The organism is Olleya namhaensis (genome assembly GCF_900114005.1).
GTDB lineage: Bacteria > Bacteroidota > Bacteroidia > Flavobacteriales > Flavobacteriaceae > Olleya > Olleya namhaensis.
In genome coordinates, this window is record NZ_FORM01000005.1 from 254,580 (window position 1) to 275,976 (window position 21,397).

General features: G+C 32.9%; 17 protein-coding genes and 1 tRNA gene. 7 read left to right on the forward strand and 11 right to left on the reverse strand.

Annotation, left to right across the window (positions count from 1 at the left end):
* Positions 1-119: 119 nt before the first annotated feature.
* The 4 genes from BMZ09_RS09930 to BMZ09_RS09945 all read right to left on the reverse strand — a co-directional run bounded on the left by BMZ09_RS09930 (position 120) and on the right by BMZ09_RS09945 (position 7,704).
* Positions 120-2,114, reverse strand: a complete 1,995-nt coding sequence (locus BMZ09_RS09930) for a beta strand repeat-containing protein (RefSeq protein WP_090840048.1) — start codon at positions 2,112-2,114, stop codon at positions 120-122.
* A 351-nt stretch (positions 2,115-2,465) separates the two neighbouring features.
* Positions 2,466-3,419, reverse strand: a complete 954-nt coding sequence (locus BMZ09_RS09935) for a hypothetical protein (RefSeq protein ID WP_090840050.1) — start codon at positions 3,417-3,419, stop codon at positions 2,466-2,468.
* A gap of 315 nt (positions 3,420-3,734) precedes the next feature.
* Positions 3,735-5,183 carry a hypothetical protein gene (locus BMZ09_RS09940; protein WP_090840051.1) on the reverse strand — a complete coding sequence of 483 codons (1,449 nt, stop codon included), beginning with the start codon at positions 5,181-5,183 and terminating at the stop codon, positions 3,735-3,737.
* A gap of 334 nt (positions 5,184-5,517) precedes the next feature.
* Complete coding sequence (locus BMZ09_RS09945; protein ID WP_090840053.1) at positions 5,518-7,704, reverse strand: glutamine synthetase III family protein; 2,187 nt, start codon at positions 7,702-7,704, stop codon at positions 5,518-5,520.
* A gap of 188 nt (positions 7,705-7,892) precedes the next feature.
* Here BMZ09_RS09945 and BMZ09_RS09950 point away from each other — a divergent pair, with 188 nt between their 5' ends.
* Positions 7,893-8,912, forward strand: coding sequence for a glutamine synthetase beta-grasp domain-containing protein (locus BMZ09_RS09950; RefSeq protein ID WP_090840055.1), 1,020 nt, complete (start codon positions 7,893-7,895; stop codon positions 8,910-8,912).
* A 125-nt stretch (positions 8,913-9,037) separates the two neighbouring features.
* Here BMZ09_RS09950 and BMZ09_RS09955 read toward each other — a convergent pair whose 3' ends face one another.
* Complete coding sequence (locus BMZ09_RS09955; RefSeq protein WP_090840057.1) at positions 9,038-9,979, reverse strand: calcium/sodium antiporter; 942 nt, start codon at positions 9,977-9,979, stop codon at positions 9,038-9,040.
* 177 nt (positions 9,980-10,156) lie between these two features.
* Between BMZ09_RS09955 and BMZ09_RS09960 the strand changes: the two genes are divergently transcribed.
* A complete protein-coding gene (locus tag BMZ09_RS09960; RefSeq protein ID WP_090840059.1) occupies positions 10,157-10,516 on the forward strand; it encodes a BlaI/MecI/CopY family transcriptional regulator in 360 nt (119 codons plus the stop codon).
* A 2-nt stretch (positions 10,517-10,518) separates the two neighbouring features.
* The gene (locus BMZ09_RS09965) at positions 10,519-12,783 is read left to right on the forward strand and encodes a M56 family metallopeptidase (RefSeq protein ID WP_090840061.1); all 2,265 of its coding nucleotides are present in this window, start codon (positions 10,519-10,521) and stop codon (positions 12,781-12,783) included.
* A gap of 70 nt (positions 12,784-12,853) precedes the next feature.
* Here BMZ09_RS09965 and BMZ09_RS09970 read toward each other — a convergent pair whose 3' ends face one another.
* Together BMZ09_RS09970 and BMZ09_RS09975 are read right to left on the reverse strand one after the other, a co-directional pair.
* On the reverse strand, positions 12,854-14,833 hold the full coding sequence (locus BMZ09_RS09970) for an endonuclease (RefSeq protein ID WP_090840063.1): 1,980 nt from the start codon (positions 14,831-14,833) through the stop codon (positions 12,854-12,856).
* Positions 14,834-14,967: 134 nt separating this feature from the next.
* Positions 14,968-16,059 carry a mechanosensitive ion channel family protein gene (locus BMZ09_RS09975; RefSeq protein WP_090840065.1) on the reverse strand — a complete coding sequence of 364 codons (1,092 nt, stop codon included), beginning with the start codon at positions 16,057-16,059 and terminating at the stop codon, positions 14,968-14,970.
* Between the two features lie 707 nt (positions 16,060-16,766).
* On the opposite strand from BMZ09_RS09975, the gene BMZ09_RS09980 reads away from it, so the two are divergent.
* The 4 genes from BMZ09_RS09980 to BMZ09_RS09995 all read left to right on the forward strand — a co-directional run bounded on the left by BMZ09_RS09980 (position 16,767) and on the right by BMZ09_RS09995 (position 18,167).
* Positions 16,767-16,919, forward strand: coding sequence for an SsrA-binding protein (locus BMZ09_RS09980; protein ID WP_090840067.1), 153 nt, complete (start codon positions 16,767-16,769; stop codon positions 16,917-16,919).
* Between the two features lie 67 nt (positions 16,920-16,986).
* Positions 16,987-17,060: transfer RNA gene (locus BMZ09_RS09985), tRNA-Arg, on the forward strand.
* A gap of 135 nt (positions 17,061-17,195) precedes the next feature.
* Positions 17,196-17,897 carry a M50 family metallopeptidase gene (locus BMZ09_RS09990; RefSeq protein WP_090840069.1) on the forward strand — a complete coding sequence of 234 codons (702 nt, stop codon included), beginning with the start codon at positions 17,196-17,198 and terminating at the stop codon, positions 17,895-17,897.
* A gap of 66 nt (positions 17,898-17,963) precedes the next feature.
* Entirely contained in the window at positions 17,964-18,167 is a 204-nt protein-coding gene (locus BMZ09_RS09995) for a YgaP family membrane protein (protein WP_090840071.1), read from the forward strand.
* A 45-nt stretch (positions 18,168-18,212) separates the two neighbouring features.
* On the opposite strand, the gene BMZ09_RS10000 is transcribed toward BMZ09_RS09995, so the two are convergent.
* From BMZ09_RS10000 to tpiA, 4 genes are all read right to left on the reverse strand, one after another.
* Positions 18,213-18,488, reverse strand: a complete 276-nt coding sequence (locus BMZ09_RS10000; protein WP_090840133.1) for an ATP-dependent Clp protease adaptor ClpS — start codon at positions 18,486-18,488, stop codon at positions 18,213-18,215.
* Positions 18,489-18,584: 96 nt separating this feature from the next.
* Positions 18,585-19,415, reverse strand: coding sequence for a M57 family metalloprotease (locus tag BMZ09_RS10005; protein ID WP_090840073.1), 831 nt, complete (start codon positions 19,413-19,415; stop codon positions 18,585-18,587).
* Between the two features lie 236 nt (positions 19,416-19,651).
* Positions 19,652-20,491 carry a 50S ribosomal protein L11 methyltransferase gene (prmA, locus tag BMZ09_RS10010; RefSeq protein ID WP_090840135.1) on the reverse strand — a complete coding sequence of 280 codons (840 nt, stop codon included), beginning with the start codon at positions 20,489-20,491 and terminating at the stop codon, positions 19,652-19,654.
* Between the two features lie 146 nt (positions 20,492-20,637).
* Positions 20,638-21,387 carry a triose-phosphate isomerase gene (gene tpiA, locus BMZ09_RS10015; RefSeq protein WP_090840076.1) on the reverse strand — a complete coding sequence of 250 codons (750 nt, stop codon included), beginning with the start codon at positions 21,385-21,387 and terminating at the stop codon, positions 20,638-20,640.
* Positions 21,388-21,397 lie beyond the last annotated feature (10 nt).

The window sequence follows — 21,397 nt, forward strand, 5'->3', positions numbered from 1 at the left end:
AGATACAATCTACCTGTAAGGTATAAAATATATCTGTTATAAAAAGTATAAGAGCAAATTAATGCTCTTATACCTTATAATTATTTTAATAAAACAATTTACTTTATAAAAGCTTATGCTTAGTTATTCTGTGAAACTGTAGACCCATTACCGTTACCAATTTGGTTTACAGTACTAACATGCGTATTACCATTTTGGTCTACTGTACTTTGGTTAAAGTTACCATCTTGATTTACTGAACTTGTATGTCCCATACCATCTTGATCTACTGTACTAGAGTTAAAGAAACCATCTTGCACTACTTGAGAGTTGTTACCCATTCCTGTTTGAGTTACAGCAGAACCATTAAGAGAACCTAATTGTAACACTCCAGAAATATTACTATTTCCTGTTTGAGTAGTACTAGAACCGTTACCTGTACCATCTTGAAGCACTGTACTATCGTTAGAGTTTCCTACTTGCATAGTTGTCTGACCATTTAAAGTTCCGTTTTGTTCAACATCACTGTCATTTAAATCTCCAACTTGAACTACAAAAGAACCGTTAGTGTTTCCAACCTGAAGTACATAAGACTCATTAGAGTTTCCTAATTGACCTGTTACAGATCCGTTAGCATCACCTGTTTGACCAGTTGTAGCTATATTTGAATTTCCAAACTGACCTGTAATTTGTCCATTTGAATCTCCATATTGACTAGCAGTCGCATAGTTACTAATACCTGCTTGATTTGTTGCAGAATTATTACTATCACCTACTTGCGCAGTATAAGCATAATTAGAATTTCCAAACTGATCTACTGAAGATGTGTTAGCATCACCCCACTGGTACACTGTTGCTCCATTATCATTTCCTGTTTGAGCAATAGTAGACATGTTATCATCACCCCACTGAGAAAGCATTGATCCATTATCATTTCCTGTTTGATCTACTTCTGAATCATTATCGTCACCCAATTGAGTAACTAAAGAACCGTTATTATTACCTTGTTGATCTACTTCTGAATCGTTACCGTTTCCTGTTTGAACAACTTCAGAATCATTAAACGTTCCTTGTTGTGCAGTATCTGCGAAGTTAGAATCTCCTACAGAGAAAATAGTACTTGTATTGTCACTACCTCCTTGGTAAGTACGTGCAATGTTAGCATTTCCTTGGTGATCAACTTCAGAGTCATGGTTGTCACCATATTGATTAACACTAGAGTCGTTAAAAGTCCCTTGCTGTGCAGTATCTGCAAAATTAGAATCTCCTACAGATAATATTGTACTAATATTATTGTTACCACCTTGATACGTACGTGCCGTATTTAAATTTCCTTGGTGATCAACTTCAGAGAAGTTATCGTTTCCTACTTGATTAACCTCTGAATCATTAAAAGTACCTTGTTGTGCAGTATCTGCAAAGTTAGAATCTCCTACAGAGAAAATAGTACTTCTATTGTCATTACCACCTTGGTAAGTACGTGCAATGTTAGCGTTTCCTTGGTGATCTACTTCAGAAAAGTTAGCATCTCCCATTTGATTAACATCAGAATCATTACCATCTCCTTGTTGTGCTGTATCAGCAAAGTTAGAATCTCCGTCTTGGCTAATTGCACTAATGTTAGAATCTCCAACTTGACTTACAACAGCCTCGTTATCGTTACTTTCATTACCTGGCGTAGCACTTAATTGACTTACTGTAGAAGCGTTAAAATCTCCAAGTTGATTTACTCTAGCTTCGTTTCCGTTACCTACACGAGAAATTGCACCTGTACTGTTTACAAAACCTTGTCTTACAACAGAAGCATTTTGTCTTCCATCTTGATCAACATCTGCAGCGTTATCATCTCCTGCTTGATTAACTTGAGAACTGTTTAAACGTCCGATTGAATTTACGTCTGAAGCGTTATCGTCTCCATGTTGTACTACTGTAGATCTGTTAATAGTACCGTTTTGATTTACAATTGATCCGTTTGAATCTCCTAAAGATTCTACATCAGAGTCATTTGTCATCCCCGTTTGAGTAACAGCAGAAGCGTTTCCGTTTCCTGTTTGAGCAACATCACTGTTGTTTGATTGTGCAAACATCATAGTTCCACACATAAGCGCAGCTGCGCTGAAAAATAATTTTTTCATCTTGAATATATATTGATTAATAGCTCTGTAAAGATATAGAAATATTTGATTGGTAAATTTCGATAACAAAAAAAAACGAGGCAATTAACAGTATATTCGTTAAGACTCTGTTTTTACACGTTGAAATACAAATAAATTATGATTTTTCCTACTTGTTTTTACTCTCAAAAACTAAGCTAACCCCTTAATATACTTGAATCTACGTAGAACTACGTATATAAAAAACAAAACAAAGAACATAGGAATACAAACATAAAACTAGTACCTAATAATTTGAACACAAAAAAAAAGGACTCAGTAAACTGAACCCTTTTTAGATATACTAAAAGCATAACATTAATTACTTATTATTTAGTCATTCTGCATTACAGAAGACACATTGCTATTCCCTGTTTGAGCTACATTACTAATATGAGTATTACCATATTGACCAACATAACTTTCGTTCTCATCTCCAACTTGCATCACATTTGACAAGTGATCAACACCGTCCTGAAACACATCACTATCGTTTAAATCTCCTTCTTGCGTAACATTAGACAAATGCAAAGAACCAAATTGAAACGTATACGCATCATTATCATCACCATCTTGATCTACATTACTCTCACTATTATCTGAATACTGTATTACCTCAGCTGCATTTCGATTACCATATTGATCAACATCAGATTTATTAAAAAATCCCATCTGATCATTTAAAACCTGGTTATTATCTCCATCTTGACGCACAACACTAGAGTTATCCCCAATAGTTTGCCAAACATTAGACACGTTTGTATCCCCAACTTGAGAAACATAAGCATCATTATAAAAACCATTTTGATATACTCCTGATATATTATTATCACCTACTTGAGCATTGTAAGCGTAATTACTATTACCCTCTTGACGCATAGTCGAAGCATTATCATCAGAACCTTCTGAATCACCATATTGATCGATATAACCCCAATTAGAAACGCCATCTTGAGCTACAGTCGCTTCGTTACCATCATTTTCACCCGCTCCAGTACCGTAACCTTGATGAACTTCTGCATAATTACTACTTCCTATTTGAGATATAAAAGTTTCGTTTTCATCTCCTAAAGAATCTACATCTGAATTATTTGCAACACCGTCTTGCATTACATCAGACACATTAGAATCACCCCACTGATCAACATCCGAGATATTAGTCATTCCAGTTTGCGAAACCTCAGAATCATTTCCGCTTCCTACTTGATCAACTTTACTGTTGTTTGATTGTGCAAACATTACTGCCCCACAAATTAGCGCTGCTGCGCTGAAGATTACCTTTTTCATTTTGAATATATATTAATTAATAGCGCTGTAAAGATATGGGTTTAATTGATTCATAATTTTTAACAACCAAAACAAACAGTGCTTTACATAGTATATTCGTTGAGACACACTTTTTAAGTGTTGAAAAACAAATTAATTAAGGTTTTTCCTGCTTTATTTTTATTCAAAAAACACTACTAAATCCCAAATAACCTCCCACCTACGTAGAACTACGTAGTGAAATCACTTACAAAAAAAAAAAAAAAAAAAAAAAAAAAAAAAAAATTTTTAAACTTTTTTTTTTACCCTTTTTGCCTATCAATACATAATTACTACTTAATTACTTTGTGTTACTGTTGAAGTGTTACCATTTCCAATCTGATCTACATCACTTACATGAGTATTACCTGTTTGTGTAACAATACTATTATTAGCATTACCATTTTGAAAAACATCACTAGTATGCGATAATCCAACTTGAGTTACATTACTAATATTACCCATTCCGTTTTGTGCAACTGTTGATAAATGTAAATCTCCTGATTGCGCAACTGTACTTGTATTAGCATTTCCTGTTTGAGCAACAATCGACGTATTATCATTACCTGCTTGTGCTACAGAAGAACCATTAGAGTTCCCAATTTGATCTACATCAGACGAGTTATCATTTCCATTTTGAGCTACCGAACTGTTATTCAAATTTCCTAATTGTTCCACATCAGAATCATTTAAATCCCCTACCTGAGCGACAAAAGACCCGTTATTATTACCTATTTGAGAGACATAAGACTCATTATCACTTCCTGTTTGAATTTGAGAAGAACCATTTGCATTCCCTATTTGATCAGTAGTCGATAGATTAGAGTTTCCTGTTTGAAAAACAGCACTGCTATTAAAGAAACCATCTTGATTAACATTAGAATCGTTCAAGTTACCATCTTGATCTACGTCAGAAGTGTTATTTCCACCATCTTGCGAAACATAAGATGTGTTATCGTCACCAATCTGATCTACATCACTGGTATTGTAGTCTCCAGGGTATCCTTGAAAAACGTCAGAGTCGTTATTGTCACCATCTTGAGTAACACTACTATCATTAAAATCTCCCCATTGATCTACATTAGAGTTGTTATTATCCCCATCTTGATCTACGACACTTGTGTTGTCATCACCAGCAAAACCTTGTAATACATCAGAAATATTATTATCCCCGTCTTGATTAACACTTGAGTCATTTCTATCTCCACCTTGATCAACTTCCGAAGTATTAGAATCTCCATCCTGCCAAACATAAGATACGTTATCATCACCAACTTGGTCTACAGAACTAACGTGATTGTTTCCATTATACCCTTGTAAAACATCAGAGTCATTATTAACTCCATCTTGAGACACATCATTATCATTAAAGTCACCCCATTGGTCTACGTAAGAATCATTACTAGTTCCATCTTGATCAATTGAAGACGTATTATCATCTCCATCTTGCCATACAAAAGAATCATTACTAGTACCATCTTGATCTACTGTACTTGTATTACGATTTCTTAAAGGTCCATACCCACTAGCTTGTCTTACCTCAGAAGCATTTAAAGTTCCATTTTGATCTACAGCAGAATCATTGTCGTCTCCAACTTGATCTACATCTGAATCATTTGTTAAACCTGATTGAGTAACTGCCGAAATGTTGTTGTTACCTTGAGATAATACTGAACTGTTGTTCGATTGTGCAAACATTACCGTCCCACACATTAGCGCTGCTGCGCTGAAAAATAATTTTTTCATGTTAAATATATTTTAGATTAATAGCATGATAAAATTAGTGAGTTTTATAACATCAAATTTAAATTACCGCTTAAAACTTTGAAAATCAAACACTTATTCGACAAAAAGAAGCTTATCAACGACGAAACGAAACTATTTGTAGGAAAATATATTCAATAATAAATATTTAACTCATTGATTTTAAGTATTTTAAATACGTAGTTCTACGTACAAAACTCAACAAAAAAGCTAAAAACAACACTAAAGCGATTCAACTAAAGTTTTAATCTTTGCTTGTAGAATAAAAAAAATCCACATTAATATGTGGATTTTTTTTTACTGGTTATCAATCTTACTATTTAGTAAACAATAATTCTCTGTATTTTGTTAGAGGCCACAACTCGTCATCAACCAACAATTCCAATTTATCACAATTATACCTTATGGCATCAAATAAAGGTTTAACATTATTACAATATGCTAAAGCCTTTTTCTCTAAATTTTCATTTTTATTAGATTTCTTACGGACTTCTGTCATTTTAGTAACATTAGCATTAATAGATTCTATATGCCCTGATATCTGTTCAATTAAGTTTAACTGCTCTTTAGCAAACGCTTTAAACCCCTCACCATAAATAGATTTTAATCCCTTCACGTTTTTAATTAATACATTTTGATACCTCACAGCAGTAGGCACAATATGGTTACGTGCAATATCCCCTAAAACACGACTTTCAATTTGGATACGTAAAACATAGTCCTCCATTTCAATTTCATATCTAGCTTCGGACTCTACCTTATTCATAACACCTAGTCCTTCAAAAAGATCTAGCGTTTTTTTAGACACTTTTGCTTTTAAAGCAATTGGCGTGGTTTTATTATTACTTAACCCTCTTTTCTTAGCTTCTTTTTCCCAAGCTTCACCATAACCATTTCCTTCAAATAATATATTTTTGGACTTTTTAATATACTCTCTAAGAATATTAAAGATGGCGTCATCTTTTTTCATATCCTTTTTATCAATTAAAGCATCTACTTCTGACTTAAAATCTATCAATTGTTTTGCCACAATACTATTTAAAACAGTCATTGGGTTAGCACAATTAGCAGTTGAGCCTACTGCTCTAAACTCAAACTTATTTCCTGTAAAAGCAAAAGGAGAAGTCCTATTACGGTCTGTATTATCCAATAAAACGTCTGGTATTTTACCAACTACATTTAGTTTTAGATCTGTTTTTTCTTCTGGAGATAATTTACCATCAGTAACATTTTCTAATTCGTTTAATGTCTTAGTTAGTTGCTCTCCAATAAATACCGAAATAATTGCTGGAGGCGCCTCATTTGCTCCTAAACGATGATCATTACTCGCAGATGCTATTGCAGCACGAAGCAATTCTTCGTTATCATTAACCGCCTTAATTGTATTAATAAAAAAGGTTAAAAACTGAAGATTACTCATTGGTGTTTTTCCTGGACCTAATAAATTAACACCAGTATCCGTGCTTAAACTCCAATTATTATGTTTTCCAGAACCATTGACTCCAGCAAAAGGTTTTTCGTGAAATAACACTTTAAAATTATGTCTGTCTGAAATCTTATCCATGACATCCATCAATAATGAATTATGATCAACCGCTAAATTAGCTTCGTCATAAATTGGAGCTAATTCAAACTGGTTTGGCGCTACCTCGTTATGCCTAGTTTTTACCGGTATACCCAATAGCATGCATTCGGTTTCTAAATCACGCATAAACGCCATCGCTCGATTTGGTATAGTTCCAAAATAGTGATCATCCAACTGCTGCCCTTTAGCCGGAGAATGCCCTAAAAGCGTGCGACCAGTCTGCACAATATCTGGTCTTGACATCGCTAAATCACGATCTATTAAAAAATACTCTTGCTCCCATCCTAAAGACGCATTTACTTTTCTAACGTTTTTATCAAAATACTTACATACTGCAACAGCTGCACTATCCACAGCTTGCAATGCTCTTAACAACGGAGTTTTATAATCTAAAGCTTCTCCTGTGTAAGACACAAAAACAGTAGGAATACATAATGTTGTACCATAAATAAATGCCGGAGATGTTGGGTCCCAAGCAGTATAACCACGCGCCTCAAAAGTATTTCTAATTCCCCCATTAGGGAAACTAGACGCATCAGGTTCTTGCTGTACTAATTGTCCGCCTCCAAATTTTTCTATAGCTAAACCTCCTCCAATAGTTTCAAAAAAAGCATCATGCTTTTCTGCTGTTGCACCTGTTAAAGGTTGGAACCAATGCGTATAATGCGTTGCTCCTTTAGAGATTGCCCATTCCTTCATTCCTGTAGAAATATGATCAGCAACTACTCTATCTATTTTTTTTCCTAATTGTATAGCATCTCTAACGCTTTCAAAAGCTTCTTTAGTCAAATATTGACGCATTGTCGACTCATTAAAAACATTACTTCCAAAAATTTCAGAACGACGTTGTTTCTCTTCAATAACAATCGGTTTACGCTTTAATGACTCTTTTATAGCATGAAATCTTAATGTTGACATATATACTTTTTTATTTAATTATTTTACGAAATTACAAAATTTACCACACTCAAAATATCATACCCTAAAAAAAACAGGGTTATTAACATCTTTTTAATAAATTTAAGATTTATACCCTTGTTTTTTAATGGGTAAATTCATTTTTATTTTATATTTGTCGTAACATATAACTAAAAAGTATTTTTACCATGACTAAATCTAAATTAGAATATATCTGGCTAGATGGGTATCACCCAACGCAAAACATGAGAAGCAAGACTAAAGTCGAAAACGATTTTAGCGGAAAATTAGAAGACTGTCCAATATGGTCTTTTGATGGATCTTCTACAAAACAAGCTTCAGGTGGAGCATCTGACTGTTTATTAAAGCCAGTTGCAATTTATCCAGATCCTGCAAGAAGAAACGGTTACTTAGTAATGACAGAAGTTTTAAATGCAGATGGTACACCACACGTATCAAATGGTAGAGCTACTATTGAAGATGAGGATAACGATTTCTGGTTTGGTTTTGAGCAAGAATATTTTATCATGGACAATAAAACACAACTACCTTTAGGTTTCCCAATTGGAGGATATCCTGCTCCACAAGGTATGTATTATTGCTCTGTTGGTGGTAAACACACACATGGTAGAAAATTAGTAGAAGAACATGCCGATTTATGTATCGATGCCGGTTTAAACTTTGAAGGAATTAACCAAGAGGTTGCTTCTGGACAATGGGAATACCAATTATTTGCACAAGGTGCTAAAAAAGCAGGAGACGAAATTTGGGTATCAAGATACCTTTTAGATAGATTAACAGAACAATATGGTTACTATATAGAGTACCACCCAAAACCATTAGGTAAAGACATGGATTGGAACGGTTCTGGAATGCACGCTAACTTCTCTAATTCTGTTTTAAGAACTTGTGGATCTAAAGAAACATATGAGAAAATTTGTGAAGCATTTAGACCAGTAGTAAAAGAACACATTGCGGTTTACGGAGAGTTTAACGACCAACGTTTAACTGGCGATCATGAAACAGCATCTATCCATGACTTTAGTTATGGTATCTCTGATAGAGGAGCATCAATACGTATTCCAATTATCACAGTAGAGAAAGGATGGAAAGGATGGTTAGAAGACCGTCGTCCAGCTTCAAACGGTGATCCATACAAAATAGCAGGTCGTATTATTAAGACAGTAAAATCTGCTAATATTAGCTAATAATAGCTATTGATTACATAGTTGAATCCAAAAAAAATGCTTTCTATAAATTATAGAAAGCATTTTTTTATATCATAAAACCAACAGTCAACGTAATACTAATTGACATTTATAATGTGTTATTTTTAACCTCTAAATACAAGTAGAATAAAAATACCATATAGTAATACCAATCCAAAACCTTTAATCTTTCCTATTTCATGTCGTTTTGGTAATAACCCTAATATTAATACTAGAGATGCAAAAATCAGCATCCAGAAAATATCTCTAGACAAAATAAGTGGCTCTGTTACAGGTATTGTTTTAATCATAGAAGTCAATCCTAAAACAGATCCAATATTAAAAATATTAGACCCAATTAAATTCCCTAAAGAGATCGCTTTTTCTTTTTTAGCAGCCGCTATAACAGATGCAGCTAATTCTGGGACACTAGTACCAATAGCAATCATAGTCACCCCAATAACAGCCTCACTAACACCTAAACTGGTTGCAATTTGCGTTGCTCCTTTTACTAACCACTCACTACCAAAGTATAATGCTGCTGCACCAATTAGCAACCAAATTCCGATTTTAAAATTAGAAACAACCGCTAAAGCATCATCTACCTCTTCTAAATCGTCCGTAGATTTCTGAGTTCTTATTAAGTATACTATAAATACAATTAAACCTAAAAACAAGATTAATCCTTCAAGCGCAACCAACTGGTTATCGTTCCATAAAAAGTAATATAACGCTATGGAAAACAACATCATAACAGGCCATGTTAACCTATAAAAAGATTTATCTATAGCAATAGCGCCAACAATAGCAGTAATTCCTAATACCAAGCCAATATTAGCAATATTAGACCCTACGACATTATTTATAGCAATTGCAGGCGACCCTTTTAAAGCCGCTTGTAAACTAACCAGTAATTCTGGTGCAGACGTTGCAAAAGACACAACCGTCATACCAATTACAATTTTAGAAATACTAAGTTTAAACGAAAGCGCTACAGACGATCGCACCAAAAACTCTCCTCCTACCACTAATAATACAAAACCTAAAATAAGATATGCTACACTCATAAAAAATATAATTTTTGCGAAGATACATTTTGAAATCTTAATTAAGAATTTGGATTTCTATTTTTTCGCTAAAGCGGAAAGTCTGTCGTTGAAAACTAAAAAAATAGTTAAAAAACTAAAGTTATAGTTGTATAACTATTTTTTTAGTTATGTTTGTTTTGTACAAAAATGATACTCATGCAAAAGCTAACAAATAAAGAAGAAGAAATTATGCACATCCTATGGAAGCTAGAACATGCTTTTGTAAAAGATGTCATGGCAGCCATCAAAACAGATAAGCCACATTATAACACACTATCAACAATGATTAGAAATCTTGAAGAAAAAGGCTATGTTAGTTATGAAGCTTTTGGAAAAACACACCGCTACTTCCCTATCGTTGCCAAAGAGGACTATCGTAATAAGTTTATGAACACCGCTATAGACAACTACTTTAATAGCTCTTATAAAAATGTGGTTTCTTTTTTTGCTAAAGAAGAAAAAATAAGCGTTGACGAGCTAAAAGAGATTATTCGTTTAATAGAAAACCAAGACTAAACATGGACTACTTTTTAAAAGCTTCGGCAATTATCATACTATTTTACGCGTGCTACAAATTATTTTTACAACGCGATACCTTCTTTCAGGCCAACCGTTGGTTTCTGTTAATAGGATTATTTATTGCAATAGTATTACCACTTGTAATTATTCCTATTTATATAGAATACACTCCAAGACCAATACAATTTTTTGAAACCTCAGCAATCACTTTCCCGACACAACAAACAACCCAAGCTCCTCCATTTGATTATTGGCAGCTATTACCTTTTATATATTTAGCAGGCGTACTATTTGTAACAACAAAAGTGACACTTCAATTTGTATCATTAAACAGGTTATTAAAAAATCAAAAGAAAACAAAAACTGAACAGTTTACATTTATTGAAACTGAATCTAATATCGCACCTTTTTCCTTTTTTAATCGCATCGTATTTAACAGCAACCAGTTCACTAAAAACGAACTAGAACATATTATAACACACGAAAAAGTACACGCCAAGCAACTACACTCTATAGACATTTTATTAACCCAAATTGCAACCATCTTATTTTGGTTTAACCCGTGTATTTGGCTTTACACAAAAGCCATGCAACAAAACCTTGAGTTTATTGCGGATCACGAAGCTCAGAACACTATAGCATGCTCTAAAAGCTATCAAACCGTATTATTAAAAGCTAGTTTAACTACCAATCAATTGGCTATTACCAATAATTTTTATCAATCATTAATCAAAAAACGAATCGTTATGTTACAAAAATCACAATCCAAAAAAAGCAATCAGCTTAAGTTTACAATTGTACTTCCTTTTTTAGCCTTGTTTTTAATGAGCTTTAATATAAAAGAAGTTTATATCGCTAAAGCGGAAACAAATAAAAGTACAATAGTTAAAACTGAAACGTTTACAATTACCACAAAATCATCAGACACGGAGATTGAAGCTATTAAAAACCGATTAGAGACACTTACAAATGATTTAAAAATTAAATTCTCTGATATTAATAGAAATAGTGATGGAGAAATTATTAATCTATCTATTGAAACACAATCTAAAAATAAAAACAATTTCACAAAACACATTACCTACAATCACAAAGATAAAAGTCCAATTGGTAACCTTATTTTAAAAGTTAAAAATAATGAATTGCATTTTGGCTATGAAAAATTTGGAATGAACATGAAAGTAACTAAAGAAGGTACAACAACAGTATTGACAGAACAACTTTATTCAAAAAAAGAAACACAAAATGTAGGCACTGTACATCTGCAAAACACAAGAGACTCTGTTAATATCGTATTAGATAGTGACAATAATGAGGATAGTGATTTTTCATACAAAATAGAAACAGAAGCTATTGGTGATGATAAAAGCAAACTTATAATAACCGAAAATGGAAAGAAACCCTTGTACGTTATTGATGGTAAAATTGTAGAAGGAAATAACATTAATTATGACACAGAAAATATTGCATCAATAAACGTATTAAAAGGTAAATCTGCTGAAGAAACTTTTGGTGAACTAGGAAAAAATGGAGTTATCGTAATTACAAGTAAAAAACATTTTGAAAATGATAGTGAGAGCAAGACTTATAATTTTACACCAATTGTAGATAGCGTAAATCCTAAAAAAGCAATATTAAAATATCCAAATGAAGACAGTAACGCAAGTCAAACAAGTTACTCTAATAGCGTTTTTAACGACTCAACAATTATTATTATAGATGGAAAAAAGGTTGATAATGGCGAATTAAAAAAATTAAATCCTGACAACATTAAATCTATGACTGTTTTAAAGGATAAAACTGCTAAGCAAGTTTATGAAGTTTATAGCGCATACGATACAAAAAATGTAAATAGGATTATTGAAATAACAACAAAAGAAAAAAACACCTCAAAAGAAATAATAATAAAAAATAACGATTCTATTAAAAAAGATAGTCCTTGGAAAATTAGCAACATTGAAGTATCTGGAACTTTTTATACTGATGATGAAGACCACTTAAAAAATGGGAGCACTTTAAACATCTCTGAAAACACACCAGAACTTGTTTTAAACCAGCATAAAGCTTATTTACAAACTCAAGGTATAGAGTTAAAATACTTAACTATTAATCGCAATAACAAAGATAAAATCACAAAACTTAAATTATCTGTGGTAGACAAAAAAGGTAAAAAATCTAAATTCACTTATCAAGCAAACAAAGGAATTAGTCCTGTAAAAATAAGTTTAGATGGAGTTGGAAATATTGATGTTACTTCGGAATAAATAAATCTTTAAGCTATAAAAAAAGACCTTCAATTGAAGGTCTTTTTTTATGTTTTATACTTTATAACAATTAGTTGATTAGTATCTTTTTTATTAAACGTTCGCCCTCAGCTTCGATAGTTACCATATACAAACCACTTGCTAGTTTTAAATCTATAAAACTATTATTACTAATAGTTTGTGTTAATACAGCTCTTCCTTCAGCTGAAAATACAGTAACCTCATAACTTGGCTTGTTACCCGAAATATATAATTTATCTAAAACTGGGTTAGGATACACTTTTATTGTTTCGGTTGTAAAACCAGCAACACTTAATGATTGATTCCAAATATTACCAACCTGGTCTCCCCAAATATATTCTACCAAATCGGGCTGATCAATAAAAGGATTTCTATTAATCTGCCATTCGTAAATCACATTATTTCTATTCATTTCAAAATCATCTGGGGGATCATTTCTATGCCAATCCAAAAGTGTTTGCAAATCTCCCATTTGCCCCGATGTTGTTGGATATCCGTTTTCTATACTTAACCCATTATATCTAATTTGCATATATAAAACACTTCTTGCAACATCCCCTTTAAAACTGCCTAATGTGCCCGAAGGTCCATTATATTGCCCGTAATGTTGATTACTTCTATTACTGTTTTCTGGTCCATCTGCAGCACGCAATGCATGCGCATCACTATTACCGTGTCTTAAAGAGTCTGCTGTAGTTGCCCACCACACATCTTTACCATCTCCAACATCATCCAAGTCTATACTATTATATCCCGCCAATGACCTTGGAAAAGTGTGCTCTCTATTCCACTTACCAGTATTATCTGATGTGGTTTGAAAATCTAGTTTAGGCTTACCTTCTTCTTTATAGACCAACCACACTTGATTACTGTTTTCTGGATTTTGATCCGCTTCTTCTAATATAGTAATAACATCTCTGTAAGTTTGACCTCTTACTAATGCAGGATTAGCAACTATATCTTGTAAAGCTTGCTGTAAGTCTGCATCTGACAAACCATCTAAACTGTCATAATAACCAGAAGGTTGTGTGCCCGAAACAATCCCAAATGTTGAATTTAAGGGCGTCCCAAAAGGTGCCACAACAAAATCGTTATCCACAACGCGAGTTGTTAAATTATTATTTAACGCAATAAATGTTGTTGGCAAATTAGTTACTACTAATTTTAAAACCTCATCCCCTTCGTCAAAAGCATCGTCAATTATTGTGATTGTAGTTGTTACTGTATTTTGTCCTGCAGGTATCACTAAAGTAGTGCTTCCCGTAAAATCCGAAGTATTAAAACCATAATTATCTAAAGTAAAATCAATAGTTAGATCTGTTGTAACATTTTGCTCTGTAGTAAACGTGACATCAAATGCATCACCTTCGTTAAAAAAACCGGCAGTAATAGTTGTAAAAACACCATTTAAAACCACTCCACTTCCATCATTTAAAGCTCTTGGTGTTGGTGTAGTAGAAACATAAGTTATACTATTAGCGTTGGCTAAACCATCGTCAAAACGTTGGATTGAGTTAGTGTTATTACTAGACCCTTCGTTAATTTGCTCAGAAGCACCTAATAATGCCATTAAGCCAGTATCATTAGCATCACTGGTATCATACACCAAAACATCTACTAAATTAGTCTGTGTTGCTAAAGTCCCTTCTAAAAAATCTGTATCATCGCCTAAATATAAAGCAACTGCATCCGCACCATTCTGAATTAAATTAGTTGGAATAGTTACTTGTGGAAAAGGAGACACATTACTACTACCTATTAAAAGCAATCCGTTTATATCTGTAGTGTAACCATCTAAATCTAAAGCGAAATAACTAGAATCGCCACCACTTGTAGAGCCATTAAAAAGCACTAAAACATAACCATCTAAAGCAAAGTTTGGAACACTTGATAATAATTCTATAAACTCATGGTTATCAATATTGTTACCTTCAAAGGTAGTATCGCAATCCAGCTCATTAATTACAACCGTTTGAGAATACCCCAAAACTGAAAAAAGAAAAGAGGCTAATAGAGTAATTTTTTTCATACTTATTTTTTTTGCGAAAATAGTATTTAAAACCAGGTAAGCTTTTCTTCTAGTATTAAATTAAAATTAACAAATTGCAAAAACAGCATTTTATTACTAGAAAAAGCCTTTTAAATTAAACAAGCAAATAATTGTTACTCGTCTTTTTTATCCTTTTTCATAACAATAGTTCTATAAGGAAACGGAATCTCAATACCTTCTTGATCAAAACGCATTTTAATACTTTCTAAAACATCTATTTTAATCTGAAAACTATCATTAAAATCTTTAGCCCAAGCCCAAGCACGTATGGTCACAGAAGAATCGTTAAGCTCCGTTAACGCTGTTTTTACCATTGGTTTACCATCTTGGATATCTATTTCTGTACGATTATCGTATATAAGCGGATGCTTTTCGCATTCTTCCCTCATTATTGTCTTGGCCAATGCAACATCACTGTCGTAAGAAATACCAATCTCTATTCTCTCGCAACATTTTAATTCACCTAAATCGTAGTTTATCAACTTCTCTTTATTCATGATAGCATTTGGGATGACAATCATTTTATTTTCAAAGTTTCTAATAACCGTGTGACGCAAAGTAATGTCCGTAACACGACCTACCATAGTATCTGTTACCTTAACGGTGTCTCCTATTTTAAAAGGTTTAAAAACAATTATAAAAATACCACCAATTAAATTAGACAATGCTTCTTGAGATGCAACACCAATAATAAGCGCCAATACTCCAGCCCCACCTAAAGCGGTTTGTGCCACTCCTTTTAAAGATGGAAACGCCAATAAACACAAGATAAAACCAAATAAATAAATACCAACAATTACTACCGACCTTAAAAACTTGATACTAGTAGGGTCTTGATTACTTTCTATCTTTTTTTGGATATCTAATTTAAACCACAAATTAATGGTCGTCGCAACAATTACAGTTACAGCCAACACAAGCCCGACATATAACACCGTTTTAAACTCATGAATCACAATACTTTTATCGTCATTCTCTACAAAAAGATAACTTAGAGCTATAATTCCTAAGATAATCCAAAGCGCATTTAATATTTTTTTAAGCAGGTTGGTCGATTTTGGTGCTTCTGTTGGAAACTTCCTTTTCTTTTCTTTTACAACCCACTTGTGCAGCATGTTAGTTAACACGCGTAATATTATAACAATAGCTATTACAAAAATGCTGTAAATAAGATCTTGCTGATGTGCTTTAAAAAAATCAATCATTGTTACTATTTATTAGTTTGTTACCTTTTTTAGTTGGTTTTTAAATTTTGATACACATTTACGTATCGTTTATGTTTAAATATACCCCCAAATTAACACCCCTAAATCTACTACAAAAATAGACCGCGCTATTATACTGCAAATTTACTACTAGTTTGGATGCTTAAAAATTACTTCTATTAAAGTTTTGTTATAAAAAAAAGTGAGCAGTAAAAAGAAAAATTTTAAAATCGAAAACAATAGAATTCAAATAATTCCACTAATCTTAAATCAAACAGCCCTACTCCAAAGTAAACCCTTAAAAAAACGCCCTACAATTATTATAAATAAAAACCATAAACACGATTTAGAGTTACACATTAAAACTTTGATAAAGGTCTAATAGTAAAAATCGAAACACATCACGTTTATTTACTTATATAAGTAAAGTCAAATGTATCAATATCCCTGTTTTTGCTTGGTAGATATTATTAAAAAAATATATCTTCAAAAAACAATCCTGAAAATGGATGTAATTACTAACCCTTTAAACTACAAAATTATGCTAACACTTGCCAAAATGATAATCGACATTTTAACATCGGTTATACTGTAAACCATAAAATGTAAAACTTAGTCTAGAATAAGTTTTACCATTTTATTTAAAACTCTAAATCATTAGGCAGATAGTCACTAAAGCTATAATTTTGAACCCTAATTAAAAGGGAATGAAAAAAACATTTTTTAAGTTTTTATCTAAAGTTAATAAACTTATACTACCAAGTTATACAAAGCAAAAACTGGATCTAAGCAAAGCCTCTAAATTACAGATGGCTATTTTTGGCTGGAAGGTATTTGTAACTAAAAACACATTAAATTAAAATTAATCGTCAAATAGTTTTGATGTTAATATAAATAATCCATATATTTGCACCCACGAAAAAAAAAGGCCTCGTGGCGCAACTGAATAGCGCACTTGATTACGGCTCAAGAGGTTACTGGTTTGAATCCAGTCGAGGTCACTTAGTAAAACCAGCATATTTCAAAAATATTTGAAATTGCTGGTTTTTTTTTATCCTGTATTTTCCTAAAAAACACAATTAATTAATCATTAAAATAAGATTACTTGTATTTTTAGGGACGACAACTATTACTTAATGACACTAACAGATAAAAAATACCAAAGCATACACTTAATTGTATTGATTGTATTAGTTACACTACTGTGGAATACCCCATTGGTCTATCCTATTAAATTGTTTGTGGTAATGCTTCATGAAATGAGTCATGGATTAATGGCTATTGCTTTTGGCGGACAAATAATTGAAATACAAATTAGTCAACACATTGGAGGCTATTGCTTATACACGATCTCTCCTACTTTTTGGAGCGAATTTATGACCGGAAGTGCCGGTTACCTTGGTAGCTTATTCTGGGGCTCTCTAATACTAGTCTTAGCTGTCAAATCAGAACGGGACAAGTACATTACATTGCTTATCGGGATGATCTTAATAATACTTTCTTACTTTGTTTTACAATCTGGCGAGTTTTTTGGTACCGCTATGACCTTTGGACTTGGTCTTTTTATGCTAATTGCATTTAAATACTTTAGTACTTTTTTTCACGATTTATGGCTTAAATTTTTAGGAATAACCTCTTGTGCTTATGTTATCTTAGATATAAAAGGAGATTTAATAGACAATAGTAATATTGGAAGTGATGCTGACGCTATTGCAGCATTAACCGGTATACCAAGTGTGCTTGTTGGTGTAATATGGATGGTTATAGCCGTAATTACTATGTTTATGGTGCTACGCTATGTATACCAAAAACAAAAAGCAGAAGCTAACGTACTGTAAAAAATACTTAAAAAAAGTTACTTCTTTATTTCTAATGCTTACTTTTAAGTAATAAATACTAGTATTATGAAAAAAAATATGGGAGCTTTAGATAAAAGCTTAAGAGTATTAGCAGCTATATTTATAGCCTTACTTTATTATCTAGATATACTTAGCGGAATGGTAGCCTATGTCTTAATGGCTGTAGCAATCGTGTTTTTAATAACAAGCTTTGTCAACTTTTGCCCACTGTATGCCATTTTAGGCGTAAATACTTGTAAAAGAAAATAACAAGCATAAAAAAAAAGAGTCTTTATAATTAAAGACTCTTTTTTTTTAAATAATTTCTGCACTTAACCCTGCTTCTAGCAGCATTGTGCATCGTGGTTCCAACTCTTTATAAGCACCTGTTTTAACCGTGCATTGTCCTTTATAATGCACTAAAATAGTACATTGCTCTGCTTGCTCTGGTGTATGATCACAGGCATAAATTAAACTATCTATGACATGATCAAATGTATTTACATCATCGTTATAAACAACAATTTCATTGTTTGGCTTCTCTAAAGTATCGACCTCGTGTTGTTCTTGTATTTTCTCTTTTGTACTCATACGTACTTCTTTTTGGTATAAAAGTAAAAAATTATTAGACATAAAAAAAGGCTTCTGTTGCAACAGAAGCCTTTTTAATACGTATTTAACTAAATATTAATACATTATACGTAATGCATTAACATCATCAGTACCAAACTCTCCATCTTCACTTGTACTAAAACAAGCTAACATTACAGACGTCGCTGGATCATTTCCACCTAAATCAATTGCTCCGATAGATCCTGCACCTTCATTTTGGTTTTGACCACAACTAGCTCTGTTAAACCAATCTGTGTGTCTAAATCCAATAGAATGTCCAATTTCATGAGTAATAACATGCTCTACTACATTAGTATCATAACTATCTAAACCGTACAATTGTACAAATTTATTTGGGTTACCATTACTGGGAAAACCTGCCGATCCACCAGAACCAGACTCATTTGGGTTATGATACACTACCATGTCTTTAGATTGGTAGTTGGTTCCGAATGTTAATTGAAACGAAATTGAAACTCCGCTTAATGCATTATAATTATTAACAGCCCATTGTAAAGCTGTTCTCTCTTTTGAAGACAACGCATTGCTACCTCCTGTATAACCAATAATTGTAATGGTTTTACCTTGAGAAACTAGGTTGTTTGTACGATAGTTTCGATCTGTAGAAGCGTCGTCTTCAAGACTTAAGACTTCTTCTTCACTCATAAAAATATCACCTTCTACCTCAATCATTTCTTTTGTGGTACCGTCGGGTAATAAAAAATCGACTAGTTTGACATTATTAGTGTTGATTTGCGCATTGGCTAACTTTTCTAATACTTTTGCCGAAATTTCTTTTTTTGCTATTGCTTCTTCTTCAATAGAGGTTGTTTCTTCTTTTTGACAGGATTGTAATCCTAAAATAAAACACAGGCTGGCTAGAGCCATAAATTTAATTTTGTTCATTTTGGTTGAATTTTAAATTAATAAATGGTTTGCTTTACGTAAAATGTTTCACATGATCTTTAAACGTTAGTTTAAGGGTATTTTGCTATTAACCAAATGTGAGATAATTATCAAGTCAAAGGTAAATGATTAAAAAAGAAGAATGTTGCGGTTTTTACCACAAAAAATAGCGTTTTAACATTAAAAATGTTAAAACGCTATTTTATTAATAATAAAACTAGATTTTTAGCTCTGATTTATTGCTTTTCAAATTTAAGTGCAACCCAATTATTTCTTGTTAATGTATCTTTTAAAACAAGCTGGTTATCGTTACACTCCTTTTCTATCATTGGGATGTCTTCTTGGTAAAAACCACTTAAAAACAAGGTTCCTTTTGCATCAATACATTTTGAATATGTTGCAATGTCGTTTAATAAGATGTTACGATTAATGTTTGCTATAATGGTATCGTACTTTTTATCTTTTAAAAGCGCTGCTTCCCCTTCATAAACAGAAATATGTTTACAATTGTTACGCTCCACGTTTTCTAAGCTATTTAAGTAGCACCAGTTATCAATATCTATAGCATCTAATGGTTTTGCACCTTTCATCTCTGCTAGTATCGCTAAAACAGCTGTACCGCATCCCATATCTAAAACGGACTTGCCTTCAAAATCGTTTTTAAGAATATGCTGGATCATCATGTGTGTGGTTTCATGATGCCCTGTTCCAAAACTCATTTTTGGCTCGATGATAATATCATATTCTGTATCAAACTTGTCATGGAATGGTGCACGTACTGCACACAGATCATCGACTACTATTGGGTTAAAGTTTTTCTCCCACTCTTCGTTCCAATTGGTTTGCTCAATTTCGTCAAAGGTATATGTGATTTTAAACTCGTCTGACTTTAATATTTGGATATCGTCCAAAATAGTATCGTAATACTCTTCTTTTTGGATGTATGCTGTAACGCCTTCTTCGGTCTCTACAAAACTTTCAAATCCTGCGTAACCTAATTCTGCAATAAGAATTTCTGTTCCTGGTTGCATTGGTTGCACTTTAAAGTAATACCCTATGTAAATAATATTTGACATTTTAATTTGTACTGTATTTTGCAGATTAGCCTGCGTTAGCGGTTGTAGTGGCATCCTTTTTTTGCTGCCATATATGGCAAAAAAAGATATAACGGAAGACGCGACCCTTGTGGTAACGCCCAAATTATTTTGAATATTGTTTGTGTTTAAAAGGCGTTTACAATCGCGTAAAAATCTTCAGCTTTTAAGGCTGCTCCACCAATTAATCCACCATCTACGTCTGGTTTTGAAAAAATCTCTTTGGCATTTGCAGGTTTTACACTACCACCGTAAAGGATAGTCATGTCGTCCGCCACTTGGTTACCGTATTTGTCATTTAATGTTTTACGGATAAATTTGTGCATGTCTTGTGCTTGTTCTGGACTTGCTGTTTCGCCAGTTCCAATTGCCCATACAGGCTCATAAGCCAACACGATATTTTTGAATGCCGAAGCGTCTAAATGAAACAATGCGTTTTTGATTTGACTTTCCACTACTGCTTCATGATTTGCAGCTTTACGGTCTGCTAGTTCTTCTCCAAAACAGAAAATGACACGCAAATCTTTTGATAAGGCTTGATCTACTTTTTTAGCTAAAATAGCATCGTCTTCGTTAAAATACGCACGACGCTCTGAGTGTCCTAGAATCACCGTTTTTATCCCTACGCTTTTAAGCATGTCTGCGCTGACCTCTCCTGTATAAGCTCCGTTTTCTGCAAAGTGCATGTTTTGCGCTATTACTTCTATATCGTCATGTCGTGTAGCTTCAAAAGCATGCCATAAGTTGGTAAATGTTGGCGCAATCATAACCTCTGCATTAGATGTTTTTGTTTGTCTTTTTAAATCTGAAATTAATGCTTCTGATAGTGGTAAATCATTATTCATTTTCCAATTTCCGGCTACTATGTTTTTTCTCATGACGTTGTGT